A 15,546-nucleotide genomic window follows, 5' to 3' on the forward strand; every position below is an offset into this window, starting at 1 on the left:
GGCACTCCCTATGGCTCGATGAGGGTCTTCCTGCCGATGCCCGCACGGAACTGGTCGAGCGCCTCGGCATATCGGGCCAGAGGAAACCGGTGGCTGACGAAGATCCGCGGGTCGAGCACGCCCGCGGCCATCAGCTCGCCGGCCCGGTCGAAGCTGTGCAGGACGGCCATCGAGCCGGTGATCGTGATCTCGCGCCGATAGATCTCGTACGGCTCGATCTCCACCCGGGCGTCGTACGCCGAGACCCCGAACTGCAGGAACGTCCCACCCCGGCCGACGCGCCCCAGCCCGTCGCGGATCGCGGCGGCCGCCCCGGTGCAGTCGATGACGACGTCCCAGCCGCGCGGGGCGTCCAGCTCCGCGGCGTCGGTGACCGCGGCCGAACAGCCGAGCACCTTCGCCGTCTCGAGCCGTTCCGGGTTCAGGTCCACCATGGAGACGGTCGACGCGCCCGCGCGCTTGGCGAGCTCCAGCATCATCAGGCCCATCGTTCCCGAGCCGTAGATCAGGAAGGTGTCCGCCATCCGCCGGGGCAGGACGTCGAAGCCGCGGACCGCGCAGGAGAGCGGCTCGATCAGCGCGGCGTCCCGGGCGGCGAGGTGGGGCGGCAGCCTGAACAGGTTGGCCATCGGCGCGGACACGAACTCGGCCGCCGCGCCGCTCTTGGAGACCCCGATCGCGTTCCAGTTCTCGCACTGGTTGCCCCGCGCCCGTTTGCACTCGTAGCAGTGGCCGCAGTACAGCGACGGGTCCACGGCCACCTGGTCGCCCACGGCGTACCCGATGACGGCCGAGCCGATCTCGACGATCTCCCCCGCGAACTCGTGCCCGGGGATGATCGGAAAGGCGGGCGCGAACTCGCCGTCCATGATGTGCAGATCCGTGCCGCAGATGCCGACCGCCGCGGGCCGGACCACCACGTCGGCAGGGCCGGGAGTGGGATCGGGCACGTCCGTGATCTCGATCGTCCCAGGCGTGACGACCACCGCTGCCTTCACTTGACCGCTCCCATCGACAGGCCGCGGACCAGCTTGTTCTGCGCCAGCCAGCCGGCGATCAGCACCGGCAGCGAGACCAGCGTCGCCGCGGCGCAGAGCCGGGCGAGGAACAGGCCCTCCGAGGAGATGAAGCCGACCAGGAAGATCGGCGCCGTACCGGCGTTCGTCGCGGTCAGGTTCACCGCGAGGAAGAACTCGTTCCAGGCGAAGATGAAGCAGATCAGCGCGGTCGCGGCCAGGCCGGGCGAGACGATCGGCAGGATGATCTTCCGGATCGAGGTGAGCAGGCCGGCCCCGTCCACCTCGCCGGCCTCCAGCACCTCGCGCGGCACCTCGAGCAGGAACGAGCGCATCATCCAGACCGCCAGCGGCAGGTTCATCGAGGTGTAGAGGACCACCATCGTCCACACGTTGTCGAGCATGCCGAGGTTCTTGACCAGCAGGTACACCGGGAGCAGGGCGGCCACCGCGGGCATCATCTTCGTCGAGATGAAGAAGAAGAGCGCGTCCGTCCACTTGGCGACCGGGCGCAGCGACAACGCGTACGCGGCCGGCGTGGCGAGCAGGACCACGAACAACGTGGAGAAGAGGCTGGCCATCAGCGAGTTCAGCAGGAACGGCGTGATGTTGCGGTCGAAGACCTGCGCGTACTGGTCGAGGGTCGGGGTGAAGACCCAGGACGGCGGGTTGCTGGCGGCGGCCTGCTCCTGCTTGAAGCTGGTCAGCACCATCCAGATGACCGGGAACACGAACACGATCCCGGCGACCCAGGCCACCGCACCCCAGACGGTATTGCTCAGCCGGAGCCTCATCGGCCCTCCTCCATCCGGAACAGGCTCGAGATGACGCGCAGCGCGAATGTCGCCACGATGATCGTCAGGATCACCACGATGACGCCGGCGGCCGACGCCTCGCCGTACTCGAACTTGCGGAACGTGGTCAGGTAGATCTCGTACGGCAGGTTCGTGGTCGCCGTGCCCGGACCGCCCTGGGTGATGCTGAAGACCGAGTCGAAGGTGTTGACCAAGTAGATCGAGCCGAGCAGGGCGCCCAGCTCCAGGTACTGGCGCAGGTGCGGGATCGTCATCCGGGTGAAGATCTGCCACGCGTTGGCGCCGTCGACCCGGGCCGCCTCGAGCACCTCCTCGCTCTGCGACTGCAGGCCCGCCAGCAGGATGAGCATCATGAACGGCGTCCACTGCCAGACCAGCGTCGTGATGACCGCCGCCTTCGGGTACGACGAGATCCAGTCCGTCGAGCCGCCGAAGAGGCCGTTGATGAGCCCGTACGCCGGGTTGTAGATCGCGTGCTTCCACAGCAGGGCCGCTGCGATCGGCATCACCAGGAACGGGGTGATGAGCAGGGTCCGCACCACCGACCGGCCGACGAACCTGCGGTCCAGCAGCACCGCCAGTGCCAGGCCGAGGATCATCGAGAAGATGACCGCCCCCGCGGTCAGCAGAACCGTGTTGGCCAGCGCGGCTCGCAGGCGCGAGTCGGTCAGCACGGTGACGTAGTTGTCCACGCCGACGAAACCGCGGGCGCCCGGGCGCAGCGCGTTCCAGCTCTGCGTGGACAGGTAGATGGTGACCAGGAACGGCACCTGAGTCACGATGATCGCGAAGACCAGGGCCGGCAGGAGCGGGGCCCGGCGGACCCATCGCTCCCGTGCGCCGCCCTTGGCGGGTACGGGGGTGTGCGGCGGAGGGGTGTCCGTCCTGCCTTCCGCCCGGGGAATGACGTCAGTCATCTCGGTCGAGCCTTCCGGTCGGGTGCGGGCACGCCACCGCTGGGGCGGCGCGCCCGCGAGGCATTACTTGTATTTCTTCGCAACGTCTTCGGCGAGCTTCTGGCCGTCGGCCAGCGCCTTGTCGACCGTCGTGCTGCCCGCGACGGCGGCGCTGACCTCCTGCGACACCTTGGTGCCGAGGTCCGCGAACTCGGGGATGCCGACGAACTGCACGCCCAGCGCGGGCCGCGGCTGCAGCCCCGGGTTCTGCGGCTTCGCGTTTTCGATCGATCCGAGCGTGATGTCGGCGAAGGCCTTCGCGGACTCCTTGTACTCCGGGATCGAGTACGTCGAGGTGCGCTTGCCGGACGGCACCCGCGACCAGCCGAGGTTCTTGCCCACGAGCTGCTCGTAGTCCTTGCTGGTGGCCCAGGAGATGAACTTCCAGGCTGCGTCGGACTTCTTGGTGGTCTTGGGCATGGCCCACGCCCACGTCCACAGCCAGCCGGAGTACTCGGTCTTGTTCACCGGGGCGTACGCGTAGCCGACCTTGCCCGCGACCTTGGAGGCCTTCGGGTCCTCGAGGGTGCCTGCGGCCGACGTGGCGTCGTACCACATGGCGGCCTTGCCCTGGCCGAAGGTGTTGAGGCACTCCGTGAACCCGGCCTGCGGCGCACCCGACTCGCCGTAGTTCTTCAGCAGGTTGACGTAGAAGTTCGTCGCCTCGGTGAACTCGGGCGAGTTGACCTTGGGGGTCCAGTCCTTCTCGAACCACGTACCGCCGTAGGTGTTGACGACCGTCGTCAGCGGGGCGAAGAGCTCACCCCAGCCGGGCAGGCCCCGCAGGCAGATGCCCGCCACGCCCTTCTGCTTGTCGTTGAGCTTCTGCGCCATGTCGGCCACCTGGGCCCACGTCGGCTTCTCCGGCATCGTGAGGCCCTTGGCCTCGAACATCTCCTTGTTGTACATGAGGAAGGAGGACTCGCCGTAGAACGGTGCCGCGTACATCTTGCCGTCGTCGCCGGTCAGCGACTGCACCATCGGCTTGATCAGGTCGGCCTCGTCGTAGGCGCTGTCCTTGCCGGCGTAGCTCGACACCTCGTGGAGCCAGCCGTTCTTCGCCCAGATCGGCACCTCGTACGCGCCGACGGTGGCGACGTCGTACTGCCCGCCCTGGTTGGCGACGTCCTGCGTCACCTTGTCGCGCAGCTCGTTCTCCGGGAGGATCGTGAACTTGACCGTGATGCCGGTCTGCTTGGTGAAGCTGTCGGCGGTCAGCTTCTGGATGTCCTCCATCTGCGGGTTGCCCACCATCAGCGCGGTGATGGTGTTGTCCGCCGAGTCTCCCCCGCCGGTCGAGCCGGCACCCGAGCATCCGGAGAGGACGAGCGCGCCGGCGGTCGCACCGGCAATCAACAACGAGAATTTCTTTCCTGTTTTTTGCACAGCGGATCCTCCGTTTGAAGACATGCACCACCGCGCCGGGCAGGCGCCGGGCGAGAAAAACTGCGACGAGCGGAATCAGACGCGGATGACCTGAGGGCCGAGCCGGGAATAGCGGTGTGCCTCGGAAGCCGGCAGCCCGGTGTCCGTGACCAGGGATTCGAAATCGGATATCTCGGCGAATCGGCAGAACGTGCGTACGCCGAATTTCGTGTGTATGCCGGCGAATATCCGCCGGCGGGCCGCGCGCACCGCGTGGGCCTTCACGTCCGCCACCGCCGGGTCCGGAGTGGTCAGTCCCACCTCACGGGAGATGCCGTTGGCGCCGACGAAGGCGAGGTCGATGACGAAGCCGGCCAGCATGCCGCTGGCCCAGTGGTCGACCGTGGCCAGCGTGCGGCCGCGTACCCGGCCCCCGAGCAGGAGCACGGTGACCGGCGAGTTCGTGGACAGCCACGCCGCGGTGTTCAGCGAGGCCGTCACCACGGTCAGGGGACGGTCGGCGGGCAGCGCCTCGGCGATGAGCTGCGGGGTGAAGCCCTCGTCGATGAAGATCGTCTCCGCGTCGCCGATGAGTCCGGCGGCCGCGGCGGCGATCCTGCGCTTCTCCGGGACCCCGCGCGTGGTTCGCATCGCGAGGTCGGTCTCGAATTTCGCGGTCTCCACCGGATACGCGCCGCCGTGCGTACGCCGCAACAGACCGTGCTTTTCCAGCAGTCGCAGGTCACGCCGGATCGTTTCCGCGGAAACGCTCAGCTCGGCGGACAGTTTTGCGACGTCCACCTCGCCTTGCCGCCGCGCCAGGGCGACGATCTGATGCTGCCGTTCTTCCGCATTCAATCCGCACCTCCGGCCGCCCGTCGAGGCGGTCGCCGTGACCGCGTTTGCCGTGGACCATTTGTAACACCGGAGAAACGTGTGGCCCCCATCACAAGCCAGGCCGATTCGGTGTGTCTCTGCCCGTTTGGCAAGCGCCCCGGCGCGGCAGATATCATCCCACCGCCTGCTGAATCGGGACGAAGGTTGTGCCCGATTGCCCGGAAACGCTGCCCGGATCATGCCCGAGGGTGTGAGCTCGGTCGCCGGGCCTCATCGGGCCCCGCGCACGGGCAGCTCACCAAGACCGTCACGGAAAAGGCTCATCTCGCCCGGCGCCGGACCGACAAACGAGGTCATGGGCATGCTCGCAACGCAGCAACTCACGGAGTTCCTCTCCGCCGTCGCCGACCGGCCGGAAGAACCCGTGGCACAGTACGCGGCCGTGGAGTGTGCCGCGCGTGCCCTCGAGGCGGACATCGCGGTGCTGGTCATCGACGCCGGCGTGGTCGCCTCGTACGGCCTGCCCGCCGAGCAGGTGCCGCTCACCACGCTCCAGGACGCCGCCACCGACCGGACGGAGACCGTCGAGCTCGCCGGCCTCCCGTACGCGCTCACCCACGCACCGATCTCCGGCCCGGCGAGCGGCCTGCTCATCCTCGGCCGCCGGCAGGGAGCGTTCTCCGACGAGGAGATCTGCCTGCTGCGCGGGATGGCGCGAGTCCTCGAGCTGAGCCTGCAAGCGCTGCACGTCATCGAGGCCGAACGCCGCCAGGCCCAGGAGAACGGGCGCCTCGTCGACTCGCTCCAGGAACGCCAGCGGCTCTTCGAGCACCTGAGCCGCATCCAGCGTCTGATCGCCCGCCGCACTCCCCTCCAGCAGATCCTCGACTCGATCACCGCGGCCGCCGCCGAGCTGCTCGGCCTGGAGATGTCCTCGCTCAACCTGCTGGAGAAGGACGACCCCTCGGTCGGCAGCATGGTCTCCCACGTCGGTTTCGCCCCGGACATCCTCAGCAAGATGCAGCGGGTCCCGCTCCCCTCGGCCGGCGTGGCCGGGCTGGCGGTCATGGCCGACGAGATGGTCCTGGTCGAGGACTACGAGAACTGCCCGATCGCCATCCCGGACATCCAGTCGCACCTCAAGGCCGTCATGGCGGTGCCGGTGCACGAGAACGGCGAGGTCGTCGGCTGCCTCACCGTCGGCACGTGTGCCGGCCCGCGGAAGTGGGACAAGTCGTCGCAGGAGATCCTGCGGGCGTTCGCCGAGCATGTGAGCCTCGCCCTGACCGACGCGCAGACGTTCGCGGCGATGAACCAGGCGTTCCACGACTCGCTGACCGGGCTCGCCAGCCGGGCACTGTTCCTGACCCGGATGGAACGGGCGTTCACCGCGGCCGGCGAGGCCCGCACCGGCACCGGGGTCCTCTTCGTCGACCTGGACCGCTTCAAGGTGGTCAACGACTCCCTCGGCCACGCCGCCGGCGACGTCCTGCTGGTCGGGGTCGCCGAGCGCATCCGCGCCTGCCTGCGCCCGGGAGACACGGCGGCCCGCCTCGGCGGCGACGAGTTCGCGGTGCTGCTGCCGATGGCGTACGACGCCAGCGAGGCCGTACCCGTGGCCCAGAAGATCCTCGAGGCGCTGCGCGAGCCGTTCGTGCTCGCCGGCAAGGAGACGTTCGTCAGCTGCAGCATCGGCATCGCGTACAGCGCGCCCGGCGAGCTGAAGGACGCCCACGACCTGATGGTCCGCGCCGACCTCGCCATGTACCAGGCGAAGAAGGAGGGCAAGGACCGCCTCGAGAGCTTCGAGCCGGCGATGCAGATCTCGTTCCAGGCGGGCCTCCAACTCGAGGCCGACCTGCGCCGCGCCGTCGTCCGCCACGAGTTCGAGCTGCGCTACCAGCCGATCGTGCACCTGCGTACCGGCGAGATCACCGGCCTGGAGGCGCTGGTCCGCTGGCAGCACCCCGAGCGCGGCCTGATCCCCCCGCTGGACTTCATCCCGCTCGCCGAGGAGACCGGCATGATCGTGCCGATCGGCGAATGGGTGCTCCGCGAAGCCTGCCGCCAGGCCGCCGCCTGGAACGCCGTCCGCGAGGGCAAGCGCCCGCTGAGCGTGAGCGTCAACATGTCGGCGGTCCAGCTGGACGTGGAGGAACTCCCCGAGGTGGTGGCCTCCGCCCTGGAGCAGAGCGGCCTCCCGGCGGCCTCCCTGGTGATCGAGCTGACCGAGTCACTGCTCGTGGACCACCGGCCGTCGACGCTGCGCCAGCTCGAACGGATCAAGGAGCTGGGCGTCCGGCTCGCCATCGACGACTTCGGCACGGGCTACTCGTCGCTGGCGTACCTGCGCCGCTTCCCGGTCGACATCATCAAGATCGACAAGAGCTTCGTGGACGACGTCGGCGACGTCCCCGCGGCGGCCGCCCTGACGCTGGGGATCATCCAGCTCGGGCAGGCCCTCAGCCTGTCGACGATCGCCGAGGGCATCGAGGATGCGGGGCAGCTGAGCGAGCTCGCGGACGGGAACTGCGAGCTGGGCCAGGGCTACTACTGGGCCGAGCCGCTCAACGAGGCGGCAATGGGAGAACTGCTCTCCCGGTAGCGGTCACCCGGCCGCGCGGGCGAGCAGGAAGCCGAGTGAGGCCGCGCCAAGGCCGGCCAACACACTGCCGAGCGCGTACGCGAGCGCGTGGAACCGCTCCCCGGAGCGCGCGAGCCCCAGCGTCTCGTAGCCGAACGTCGAGTACGTGGTGAGCGCCCCGCAGAAACCCGTGCCCAGCAGCGCGGCGACTGCGGGGGCTACCGGCAGGCCGACGAGGAAGCCGAGCAGCGCCGAGCCGGCCACGTTGACGGTCAGCGTGCCCCACGGGAACCGTGACTCGTGCCTCGACTGCACGTACCGGTCCGTGAGGTAGCGCAGCGGGGCACCGATCGCCGCGCCGAGCGCGACCAGCAGCACGGTCACCGGCGCACCGCCACCTCAGTGAGAGCCGTGCCGAGCCAGACCGCCACGAGTGCCCCGGTCAGCGTCACGGCCAGGTAGACCAACGCGACGCCGGGCGCGGCCTGCAGCACGTCGACGGTTGCGGTGGAGAAGGTGGTGTAGCCGCCGAGGAAGCCGATGCCCCAGAACGGGCGGACCAGGCGATGCTGCAGCCCGAGGTGTCCGATGAGGACCATGAGGACGCCGATGAGGAGACAGCCGCTGACGTTGATCGTCCAGGTGGACCAGGGGAACCCGGCCGGGTCGTGCGGCCAGGCGGTGGAGATGCCGTAGCGGGCCAGGGCACCGAGCATGCCGCCCGCCGAGATCGCCGCGAGCACCTGCCACCGGCCATGGCCCGGAACCTCGGTGTCCGGGACCTCGGCGTCCGGCGAGTCCACGCCGACCGCCGGCATTGAAGCGCGCGGCGGGGCGGCTTCCGCAGGCAGGACGGCTTCCGAATCCATGCGATCACGCTAGCTCAGGCCACCATCCGCCCGCGCGCGTGTGACTGCAACCGTTAGTCGGCCCGCCTCACGCCTTCTGAACTGGCCCGCTGCCGCGCGATTGCAGCAGCCCGGTGCGGCGCAGATCGAGCAGGATGCCCTGCAGGAAGCTGAGCGGGATGTCCTGGGCCGCGGCCAGGCCGCCTTGACCAGGTGCGTCAACAAGTAGCCGAATTGAGCGCACTCGATCATGGCCGATGTGAGTGCGTTGGTTGTTCGCCGCTGTCACGGGTTCATTGCAAGTCCGCCGACAAAAGCAACGCCCAAACCCATGAGGAGCACCAGGATCCCGAAGTGCGGGCGGTCCATGTTCCCCATCATCAACAAGCCGAGGCCCGCTATGCCTAACCCCACGAGAATAATCAGGCATCCCGAACCCATGGAGCTGTGAAGTTCTTTCCGCTGATGTTCGGCGTTCGCGACCCGGCACGGCTCGCATCGTGGAACCGGCCCCTGGTCGACGTGCATTCCGCAGAAGAGCTTGCCGCATCCGCTACAGCTGATGACACCAGGGTTCGGACAACCCGACGTGTGGCATGTCATCGGTTCACCTCCGGGGTCCCGGATCCACCCGACACCCGCCAAGGCCTGCGCCGCAATCCTGCGGGCGGGCTCCGTCGATCGCCTAGCGGTCACCGTCAGACGTCGATCGGCTTGTGGGTGCGCACTCTTTCGAGCAGAGTGTCGGCGATCATGAATTCCCGCGCCTGAGGTTGTGGCGATCACGCAATTCCACACGGCGCCGATCGCATGGTTCCCGATGGGACGATTCGGCTCCGCCATCCCTCATCCGTGCTTGTTCTCAACATCGTGGACATGCTGACCTGCCGCGCGGAGGGCACTGGTGCCTGCGTCCGCGGTGACGCACCGTGAGCTATGACTGCCTTCTCCGCTCCTGAGCAGACCATCATCGCCTCGGACGGCCGCGTTCTCCGCGCGGCAGTGGCCGCCTACCTGGGCCGTTACCGCGGCCAGTCCCGCCTGCACACCGGCTCTGATCTCAAGATCTTCATGGCGTCCGGCACGTGAGCACTCAGCACGCGGAACTGCCGCCCTCCATGCCGCCCCAACCGCACGCTCGTGCCCATGTGAGTGTCCGGTTCACCGTCGACGGAAAGCGGCTGAATCTCGCCGCTTCAAGACCGGGCGCCCCTGTCGGATAGCAGACAGCGGCGTGTGGCTCGACACGGCCGAATTTCCGCTGCTACCGCCTTAGCGTCGAGTTGATACCGCACCGCCCGGGAGCACCCATTGACATCGACCCGCCGAACATCAGGTCGCGCTGAGTTGGCGCGACGCTCCAAGCGGCCGGAAAGTCTTGGCCATCAGCCGCTCGAACTCGTACTGCACCGCGTATGGAAAGGGCATTGATCGAAGTTCGGATGGCTCGGTGGTAACTGAGGCTGTACGGACGATTCTCCACGATGTTGCCGCCCGGAACGGCGCCGGGTGGTCGAGCGAAAGCGAACAGGCGTCCCATGAGTCAGGACACCACCGGCGCGAACGAAGCCGACATTGACAAAGCCGATGGAACCAGCGCACCGGCCAGGAAGGCCGGCTTGTGGCTGACCATCGCGGCGGGCGCCGTCGGCCTGGGATCGACCTTGCTTGCCGGCCGGCCTGTGTCGACAACAATGATTGCGGTCGTGCTGGTGCTCGCTGGTCCGGCATGGCTGCTCCGTCGCAACCTCAAGAAGCTCGCAGGCGAACCCCGTGCGCGCAAGATGGCCGCGTGGGCGGCGACCACCGTGGTGGCGATCGGTGTCACCGCGACGGCGGCAGTTCCAACGGCTCGGTCCCTTGTGGTGCACGATCTCCTCGGCTGGCCGGACAACGCTACGGAAATTGCCGCAGTCGTCGCTGTGAACATCGAACCACGAGTTGACCCCTCCCCATCAACCCGAGGATCCCAACTTGGGATCGCCCCACGAGGATCGGCATCATTCGCCCCGGCGCAGCCTATTCTTCTGAACAAATTTCGCAGCGTGCTCAGTACGGTTGATAACCAGTCCGACCGGCGGCAAGTGGTGCGCACCATCGAGGTGTCGTTCAAGGCATTCGAAGATGAAATAACATACCTCTCCGAGGGTCCGGAGTATGACTACATCATCGAAGGCCAGCAGGTCGGCATCGCTACGGAAACGACTCGACGATTCGAAGGAGCTGCTCACGAAGACATTTCGTCCGACTCTGCCGGCAAGTCCCGGGCATGGCCTGTGCGAGGGGAGATCCACGGCAGTTTGGGGAGCGGGGCAACGATCAACTTGACACTGTCCACAGCCGTACACCTGGAACCGCGCTCGCTTACGACAATCGAGCTGACCATCGGTCGAAGCGTTTTCAATATCGGCGGCCTTGCCTGCGACGACACCAGCGGCCTCGGCGCGGGGGCCGCCGCCGACTTCCTGCATGCCAACGTGTACAGCGCCAGCCCATACGAACTATCCGCTATATGCCCAACCGAGAAAGGAGTCCGCTTCCGCTGGATCGTGCCGGCCTCGGTCAACGTCAGGATGACCCTTTCCAACGGCACGAGAATCGCACGTCACGCCTAGGACTGCAGCCCGCATGTCCGCCGGCCACCGGTACCGGCCGAATCACCCACGCTCGGGCTCGGACACCAACAGTTCGAAGCCCTGATTACAGCCGCCCGGTACTCGGTGAACATCAATGACTTCGCGCTGATCGCGATGCTGGGCCTGCTCGGCCTTTGGATCTTCGAAGCCTCCGGCGCGAACATCGGCAACCTCGGCGAGGAACACGGCCACCATGTGCTGAAGATCCGCGGCATGGGCGAGAAGACCGCTCTGATTCGCCTGCCACCGGCGGTGGCCCGCGCGATCGACCGAGCCGTCGGCGGCCGTGAGCACGGGCCGATCCTGCGCAACACCTACGGCACCCGGATGGACCGGCACGCCACGAGCCGCCGCCTGAAGGCCCTAGCCGACGGGGCCGGGATCCGGATCGCACGAATGCACCCGCACATGTTCAGGCACACGTTCGTGACCACCATGCTCGACGCCGGCGTCGGCCTGCGCGACGTGCAGATCGCCGCCCGCCACGCCGACCCGCGAACGACCATGCGTTACGACCGCGCCCGCAAGAACCCCGACCCGGCACCCCAACTACATCCTCGCCGCCTGCGTGGCATCCGGAACCTGAGCAGCCGACACGCGGAACTGCCGAGATGCGTGCAGCGGATCTTGTGCAACAACAGCCTGGTTGGGTCTTGCGAGATGACTCCGAGAGGACCTGCCATCCGCGAACGGCGGAATCACACCGCCACAACGGCCCCGGTGTCAGCCGACAAGATCTACTACTGTCGGAACGTGAAGCGTAAGCACATAGGGTTCACCGTCGCGGTGGTCGTCAGTATCGGGCTGGCGGTGAGCGTTGCTCTGTTACGTCAGACTGCTGACGCGGCTGAGACGCCGCCGTTGCTGGCGAGCGACCTGGTGGTCGACGAGTCGGTGCCCGAGTACAAGTTGTTGCAGGACGCCCTACGTATCGACCTGGATCGGCGGGCCGGGGAGAGTCAGCATTTCGCCCTGGTGCCGAAGACCCGGCCGCCTGACCTGCTGAGAATGAGCATCGGATCCGATGGGACCCATTCGGTGGTGGATACGTATCAGTTCGGCCAGCAATGGCTGCACAGCCTCGTGGAGCTGGCCGCGCAACCGACCGACACCTGCGAGGGTATCCGGGACGAGCAGTCGTCCGGGATGTGCGTCAGGGACGGATCCCTCACCCGAGTTGCTCCGGAGATGCCAAGTCTTCGGCACGTGACGGTGTATTTCACCGGCAACGTCAGCACCACACCGAAGGTCGGGGACCCCGAAACCGACAGGGCCCGAACGTTCTGGACCGAAGTCGAGATGGTGCCCCTCGATGAGGCCGCCTGGTTCACCGACGTGGTCACGCGTGGCAGGGCCGCCCTTCAGAGGTAGAAGGTCCGGCCGGCGCCCTGATTTGCCGCAGCACGGGCGTTCAGTGGGGGAACGCGCGTGGGATGCGGGGGGAGACTTCGTTGCGGAATGCCTCGATGCGCCCCGTCACCTGGCGCCTGCCGAGGGTGTGCTCGATGCGGTCCAGGTACAGGCATCGAGCGGCAAGCTTGTCCAGATCGACGGTGAAGTAGATCGACATCAGCGGGTTGACGAACAACGGGCTGCCGCTGGTGCGCTGGGTGAACTGAACGTCGCCGAACGCGCCGCGGGTTGCGGCAGCGATCTGGCCGTTGACGATGCTCGGCCGGGCCGGGGTGGCGGCTTGAGCGTCGGCGACTGCGTCGCGGTACAGCGCGGCCTCCCGGCTCGCGTTGGGTATGGAGAGCGCGCCCAGGTAACCGCCGTCGCGGTCGAGCGCTGCGATGTTCTCCAGTACCTGCACATGGTTGACGCCGTCATAGGCGTCTATGCCGAAGCCGAGACAGGTCACCAGCTTGACCGGCAAGTCGAGACCTGCGACGGCGCCGAGGCTGGTGATGTCCTCCACCGGCGTGCCGAGGGTGCTTTCGTCCCCGCGTAGCAGGATGTCCGTGCCGCCGTCGACCAGCACCACCGCGTCGATGCTCAGACGCTCGATGAGGTACCGGTAGGCGTCCCGCAACAGCTGGACACCGAGCGGAGGAAGGGCGTACACCGTCGACGGCAGATCATGAGCCGCTAGCCATCGGGCGAGCGTGCCCTCAGGGAAGTACCAGTCCGAGCTGGTCGTGTCCGGCGTGACCTCCACGACGTGCTCCGCCACCCACGAGTCACGATCAATCAGTACGAGTTCGGAGAACGACAAGTTGGCCAGATGCACCTGCACGCCGCTGCGCCACAACGCGATGGCCAGCGGCAGACCGGCATACACATCGAATCCGCCGCCCGCACCGGCGATGAGGACACTGCGGGCCGAAGCCAAAGCGGCAAACAGCGGCGGAGTGGTCAGCGAAAACGTCCTCGAATCAAGAGGCGGCATGGCAGGGCTCATCACCCGCACCATGATCCGTCACCCTCGCAAACCACCCCACGAGTGGTGCCGCCGCCGGTGGACGGCAGATGCGCTCAGGAGAGGGCCTGCGCCGTACGGATCCATCGCTGCCCGACGTGACGTAACGTCGCCGGCCAGCCGTGCCCAACTAAGCGTTGCACTGGCCGACCAGCCGTTGCAGTCACAGCGCGGACGCCCGGCGAGAGGATCAGCGGGAGGCGGCTCGGCGGTATTGGCGGATGGCGAGGGGCATGAAGACCGCCAGGGCCACGCCGCTCCAGATGAGGCTGTAGATGGCCGGGTGCTGGAGGGCCCACGTGTCCGGGACCGGGACGGCCGGGTTGGTGTTGCCGAAGAGCTCGCGCGCCGCCTGGGTCACCGCGGACACGGGGTTCCACTCGGCGATCACCTTGACCACCGTGGGGAGGTTGTCGGTCGGTACGAACGTGTTGGCGATGAACGTCAGCGGGAAGATCACGATGAAGCTGGCGTTGTTCACCACCTCGGGCGTGCGGACCGACAGGCCGACGACCGCCATGATCCAGGAGATCGCGTATGCGAAGGTCAGCAGGAGCAGCACCGCCAGGATCGCCTCGCCCGGCGACGAGCGGATCCGCCAGCCGACGAGCAGGCCGGTGGTCGCCATGACGGCGAACGTGACGAGGTTGATGCCGATGTCCGCCGCCGTGCGGCCGAGGAGCACCGCCGAGCCCGACATGGGCAGGGTGCGGAACCGGTCGATGATGCCCTTCTGGAGGTCCTCGGCGAGGCTGGCGCCGGTCCACGTGGCGCCGAAGACGACGGTCTGGACGAAGATCCCGGCCATCAGGAACTCGCGGTAGTTGACGCCGGGGACCTCGATCGCGCTGCCGAACACGTACGCGAAGAGCAGGACGAACATGATCGGGGACAGGGTCGAGAAGACCAGGACGTCCGGGACTCGTTTGATCTTCAGCAGGTTGCGGCGGGTGATGACCGCACCGTCCGCCAGCGCGGTGGCGACTCCGTTCATCGCACGGCCTCCTTCTCGCGCGGTGCCGCGGCTTCGGGTGCCGCGGCGTGGCCGGTCAGTTTGAGGAACACGTCGTCGAGGGTGGGGCGGCGTACGCCGACGTCCAGGACGCCGATGCCGCTCTCGTCGAGGCGGCGCAGCGCCTCCACCAGCACCGTCGCGGCCGGCCTGCCGCCGTCCACCGGGGCGGACAGCTTGCGGGTGTGGTCGTCGGCGCTCACCCTGCCCCGGCTCACCTGGTCGAGGATGCCGGAGGCGGCCCCGATCTGCGCCGGGTCCGCGATCACCATCTCGATCACTTCGCCACCGACCTGCGACTTCAGTTCGTCGGCGGTGCCCTGGGCGATCACCCGTCCGTGGTCCACGACCACGATGGAGTCCGCGAGCCGGTCGGCTTCCTCGAGATATTGCGTCGTCAGCAGCACGGTCGTGCCGCCGGCCACGAGGTCGGCCAGGGTGCCCCACATCTCCGTGCGGCCGCGCGGGTCCAGCCCGGTGGTCGGCTCGTCCAGGAACAGCACCTGGGGCCGCGCCACCAGGGCGCCCGCCAGGTCGAGCCGGCGCCGCATGCCGCCCGAATAGGTCTTCACCGGCCGGTTGGCGGCATCCTCCAGCCGGAATTGGGCCAGGAGCTCACGGGCCCGGTCGGCGGACGGGCGGCGGCCCAGGTGATACAGCCGCCCCACCATGTCCAGGTTCTCGAATCCCGTCAGATATTCGTCGACCGCCGCATACTGGCCCGAGACGCCGATGCGTTCGCGGACCCGTTTCGGCTCGCGAAGCACGTCGATCCCCATGACCTCGGCGTGGCCGGAGTCCGGCCGCAGCAGGGTCGTGAGCACCCGCACGCATGTCGTCTTTCCCGCCCCGTTGGGTCCGAGCAGGCCCAGGACCGTGCCCTCCGGGATCTCCAGATGGAGCCCGTCGAGCGCTTTGACCTCCCCGTACGTCTTCACGAGGCCGTCCGCCACCACCGCCGTCGTCGTCATGGTGGCCGACGCTACGCGCGCCCTACGACAATTTCCGCCCCGATCGATGTCTGCCCGGTCGATGAGCGCGGGAGGCCGGGGGTGGAC

The 15,546-nt window shown here is 67.8% G+C and carries 13 protein-coding genes and 2 pseudogenes; 4 read left to right on the forward strand and 11 right to left on the reverse strand.

Annotated features, from left to right (window positions below; all coding sequences use genetic code 11):
- Positions 1-8: 8 nt before the first annotated feature.
- From AB0368_RS04735 to AB0368_RS04755, 5 genes are all read right to left on the reverse strand, one after another.
- Positions 9-998 (reverse strand): zinc-dependent alcohol dehydrogenase family protein, encoded by a 990-nt coding sequence (locus AB0368_RS04735; protein WP_366152432.1) that lies wholly within the window; start codon positions 996-998, stop codon positions 9-11.
- Positions 995-1,810 (reverse strand): carbohydrate ABC transporter permease, encoded by an 816-nt coding sequence (locus AB0368_RS04740; protein ID WP_366152433.1) that lies wholly within the window; start codon positions 1,808-1,810, stop codon positions 995-997. Before AB0368_RS04740 ends, AB0368_RS04735 begins: the two co-directional genes overlap by 4 nt.
- Positions 1,807-2,748, reverse strand: a complete 942-nt coding sequence (locus AB0368_RS04745) for a sugar ABC transporter permease (protein ID WP_366152434.1) — start codon at positions 2,746-2,748, stop codon at positions 1,807-1,809. The genes AB0368_RS04740 and AB0368_RS04745 overlap by 4 nt, the downstream gene beginning before the upstream one ends.
- 63 nt (positions 2,749-2,811) lie before the next feature.
- Positions 2,812-4,146: a sugar ABC transporter substrate-binding protein gene (locus AB0368_RS04750; protein WP_366152435.1), complete on the reverse strand. Its 1,335-nt coding sequence runs from the start codon at positions 4,144-4,146 to the stop codon at positions 2,812-2,814.
- A gap of 102 nt (positions 4,147-4,248) precedes the next feature.
- The gene (locus AB0368_RS04755; RefSeq protein ID WP_366152436.1) at positions 4,249-5,010 is read right to left on the reverse strand and encodes a DeoR/GlpR family DNA-binding transcription regulator; all 762 of its coding nucleotides are present in this window, start codon (positions 5,008-5,010) and stop codon (positions 4,249-4,251) included.
- A gap of 340 nt (positions 5,011-5,350) precedes the next feature.
- On the opposite strand from AB0368_RS04755, the gene AB0368_RS04760 reads away from it, so the two are divergent.
- Positions 5,351-7,594 carry an EAL domain-containing protein gene (locus AB0368_RS04760; protein WP_366152437.1) on the forward strand — a complete coding sequence of 748 codons (2,244 nt, stop codon included), beginning with the start codon at positions 5,351-5,353 and terminating at the stop codon, positions 7,592-7,594.
- Between the two features lie 3 nt (positions 7,595-7,597).
- Here AB0368_RS04760 and crcB read toward each other — a convergent pair whose 3' ends face one another.
- From crcB to AB0368_RS04775, 3 genes and pseudogenes are all read right to left on the reverse strand, one after another.
- Complete coding sequence (crcB, locus tag AB0368_RS04765) at positions 7,598-7,957, reverse strand: fluoride efflux transporter CrcB (RefSeq protein ID WP_366152438.1); 360 nt, start codon at positions 7,955-7,957, stop codon at positions 7,598-7,600.
- Complete coding sequence (locus tag AB0368_RS04770; RefSeq protein WP_366152439.1) at positions 7,954-8,442, reverse strand: CrcB family protein; 489 nt, start codon at positions 8,440-8,442, stop codon at positions 7,954-7,956. Before AB0368_RS04770 ends, crcB begins: the two co-directional genes overlap by 4 nt.
- Positions 8,443-8,530: 88 nt before the next feature.
- Positions 8,531-8,620 (reverse strand): annotated as a pseudogene (locus AB0368_RS04775) (Rrf2 family transcriptional regulator); the annotation flags it as partial.
- Between the two features lie 737 nt (positions 8,621-9,357).
- Here AB0368_RS04775 and AB0368_RS04780 point away from each other — a divergent pair.
- From AB0368_RS04780 to AB0368_RS04790, 3 genes and pseudogenes are all read left to right on the forward strand, one after another.
- Positions 9,358-9,510 carry a hypothetical protein gene (locus tag AB0368_RS04780; protein ID WP_366152440.1) on the forward strand — a complete coding sequence of 51 codons (153 nt, stop codon included), beginning with the start codon at positions 9,358-9,360 and terminating at the stop codon, positions 9,508-9,510.
- A gap of 449 nt (positions 9,511-9,959) precedes the next feature.
- Complete coding sequence (locus AB0368_RS04785) at positions 9,960-11,036, forward strand: hypothetical protein (RefSeq protein WP_366152441.1); 1,077 nt, start codon at positions 9,960-9,962, stop codon at positions 11,034-11,036.
- A gap of 72 nt (positions 11,037-11,108) precedes the next feature.
- Positions 11,109-12,428: pseudogene (locus tag AB0368_RS04790) on the forward strand (tyrosine-type recombinase/integrase); the annotation flags it as partial.
- Positions 12,429-12,468: 40 nt separating this feature from the next.
- Here the strand turns inward: AB0368_RS04790 and AB0368_RS04795 are convergent.
- From AB0368_RS04795 to AB0368_RS04805, 3 genes are all read right to left on the reverse strand, one after another.
- Positions 12,469-13,470, reverse strand: coding sequence for a DUF1152 domain-containing protein (locus tag AB0368_RS04795; RefSeq protein WP_366152442.1), 1,002 nt, complete (start codon positions 13,468-13,470; stop codon positions 12,469-12,471).
- 196 nt (positions 13,471-13,666) lie between these two features.
- Positions 13,667-14,470, reverse strand: coding sequence for an ABC transporter permease (locus AB0368_RS04800; protein WP_366152443.1), 804 nt, complete (start codon positions 14,468-14,470; stop codon positions 13,667-13,669).
- Complete coding sequence (locus AB0368_RS04805) at positions 14,467-15,459, reverse strand: ATP-binding cassette domain-containing protein (RefSeq protein WP_366152444.1); 993 nt, start codon at positions 15,457-15,459, stop codon at positions 14,467-14,469. The genes AB0368_RS04800 and AB0368_RS04805 overlap by 4 nt, the downstream gene beginning before the upstream one ends.
- Positions 15,460-15,546: the final 87 nt, after the last annotated feature.

It is taken from the genome of Actinoplanes sp. NPDC051475, assembly GCF_040689425.1.
GTDB lineage: Bacteria > Actinomycetota > Actinomycetes > Mycobacteriales > Micromonosporaceae > Actinoplanes.

What these genes read in the sequence shown, in the direction of transcription:
- AB0368_RS04740 (WP_366152433.1), bottom strand. Translation starts at nt 1,810, where the DNA reads ATGAGGCTCCGGCTGAGCAATACCGTCTGGGGTGCGGTGGCCTGGGTC.
- AB0368_RS04745 (WP_366152434.1), bottom strand. Translation starts at nt 2,748, where the DNA reads ATGACTGACGTCATTCCCCGGGCGGAAGGCAGGACGGACACCCCTCCG.
- AB0368_RS04760 (WP_366152437.1), top strand. Translation starts at nt 5,351, where the DNA reads ATGCTCGCAACGCAGCAACTCACGGAGTTCCTCTCCGCCGTCGCCGAC.
- AB0368_RS04770 (WP_366152439.1), bottom strand. Translation starts at nt 8,442, where the DNA reads ATGGATTCGGAAGCCGTCCTGCCTGCGGAAGCCGCCCCGCCGCGCGCT.
- AB0368_RS04780 (WP_366152440.1), top strand. Translation starts at nt 9,358, where the DNA reads ATGACTGCCTTCTCCGCTCCTGAGCAGACCATCATCGCCTCGGACGGC.
- AB0368_RS04785 (WP_366152441.1), top strand. Translation starts at nt 9,960, where the DNA reads ATGAGTCAGGACACCACCGGCGCGAACGAAGCCGACATTGACAAAGCC.
- AB0368_RS04795 (WP_366152442.1), bottom strand. Translation starts at nt 13,470, where the DNA reads ATGGTGCGGGTGATGAGCCCTGCCATGCCGCCTCTTGATTCGAGGACG.
- AB0368_RS04800 (WP_366152443.1), bottom strand. Translation starts at nt 14,470, where the DNA reads ATGAACGGAGTCGCCACCGCGCTGGCGGACGGTGCGGTCATCACCCGC.
- AB0368_RS04805 (WP_366152444.1), bottom strand. Translation starts at nt 15,459, where the DNA reads ATGACGACGACGGCGGTGGTGGCGGACGGCCTCGTGAAGACGTACGGG.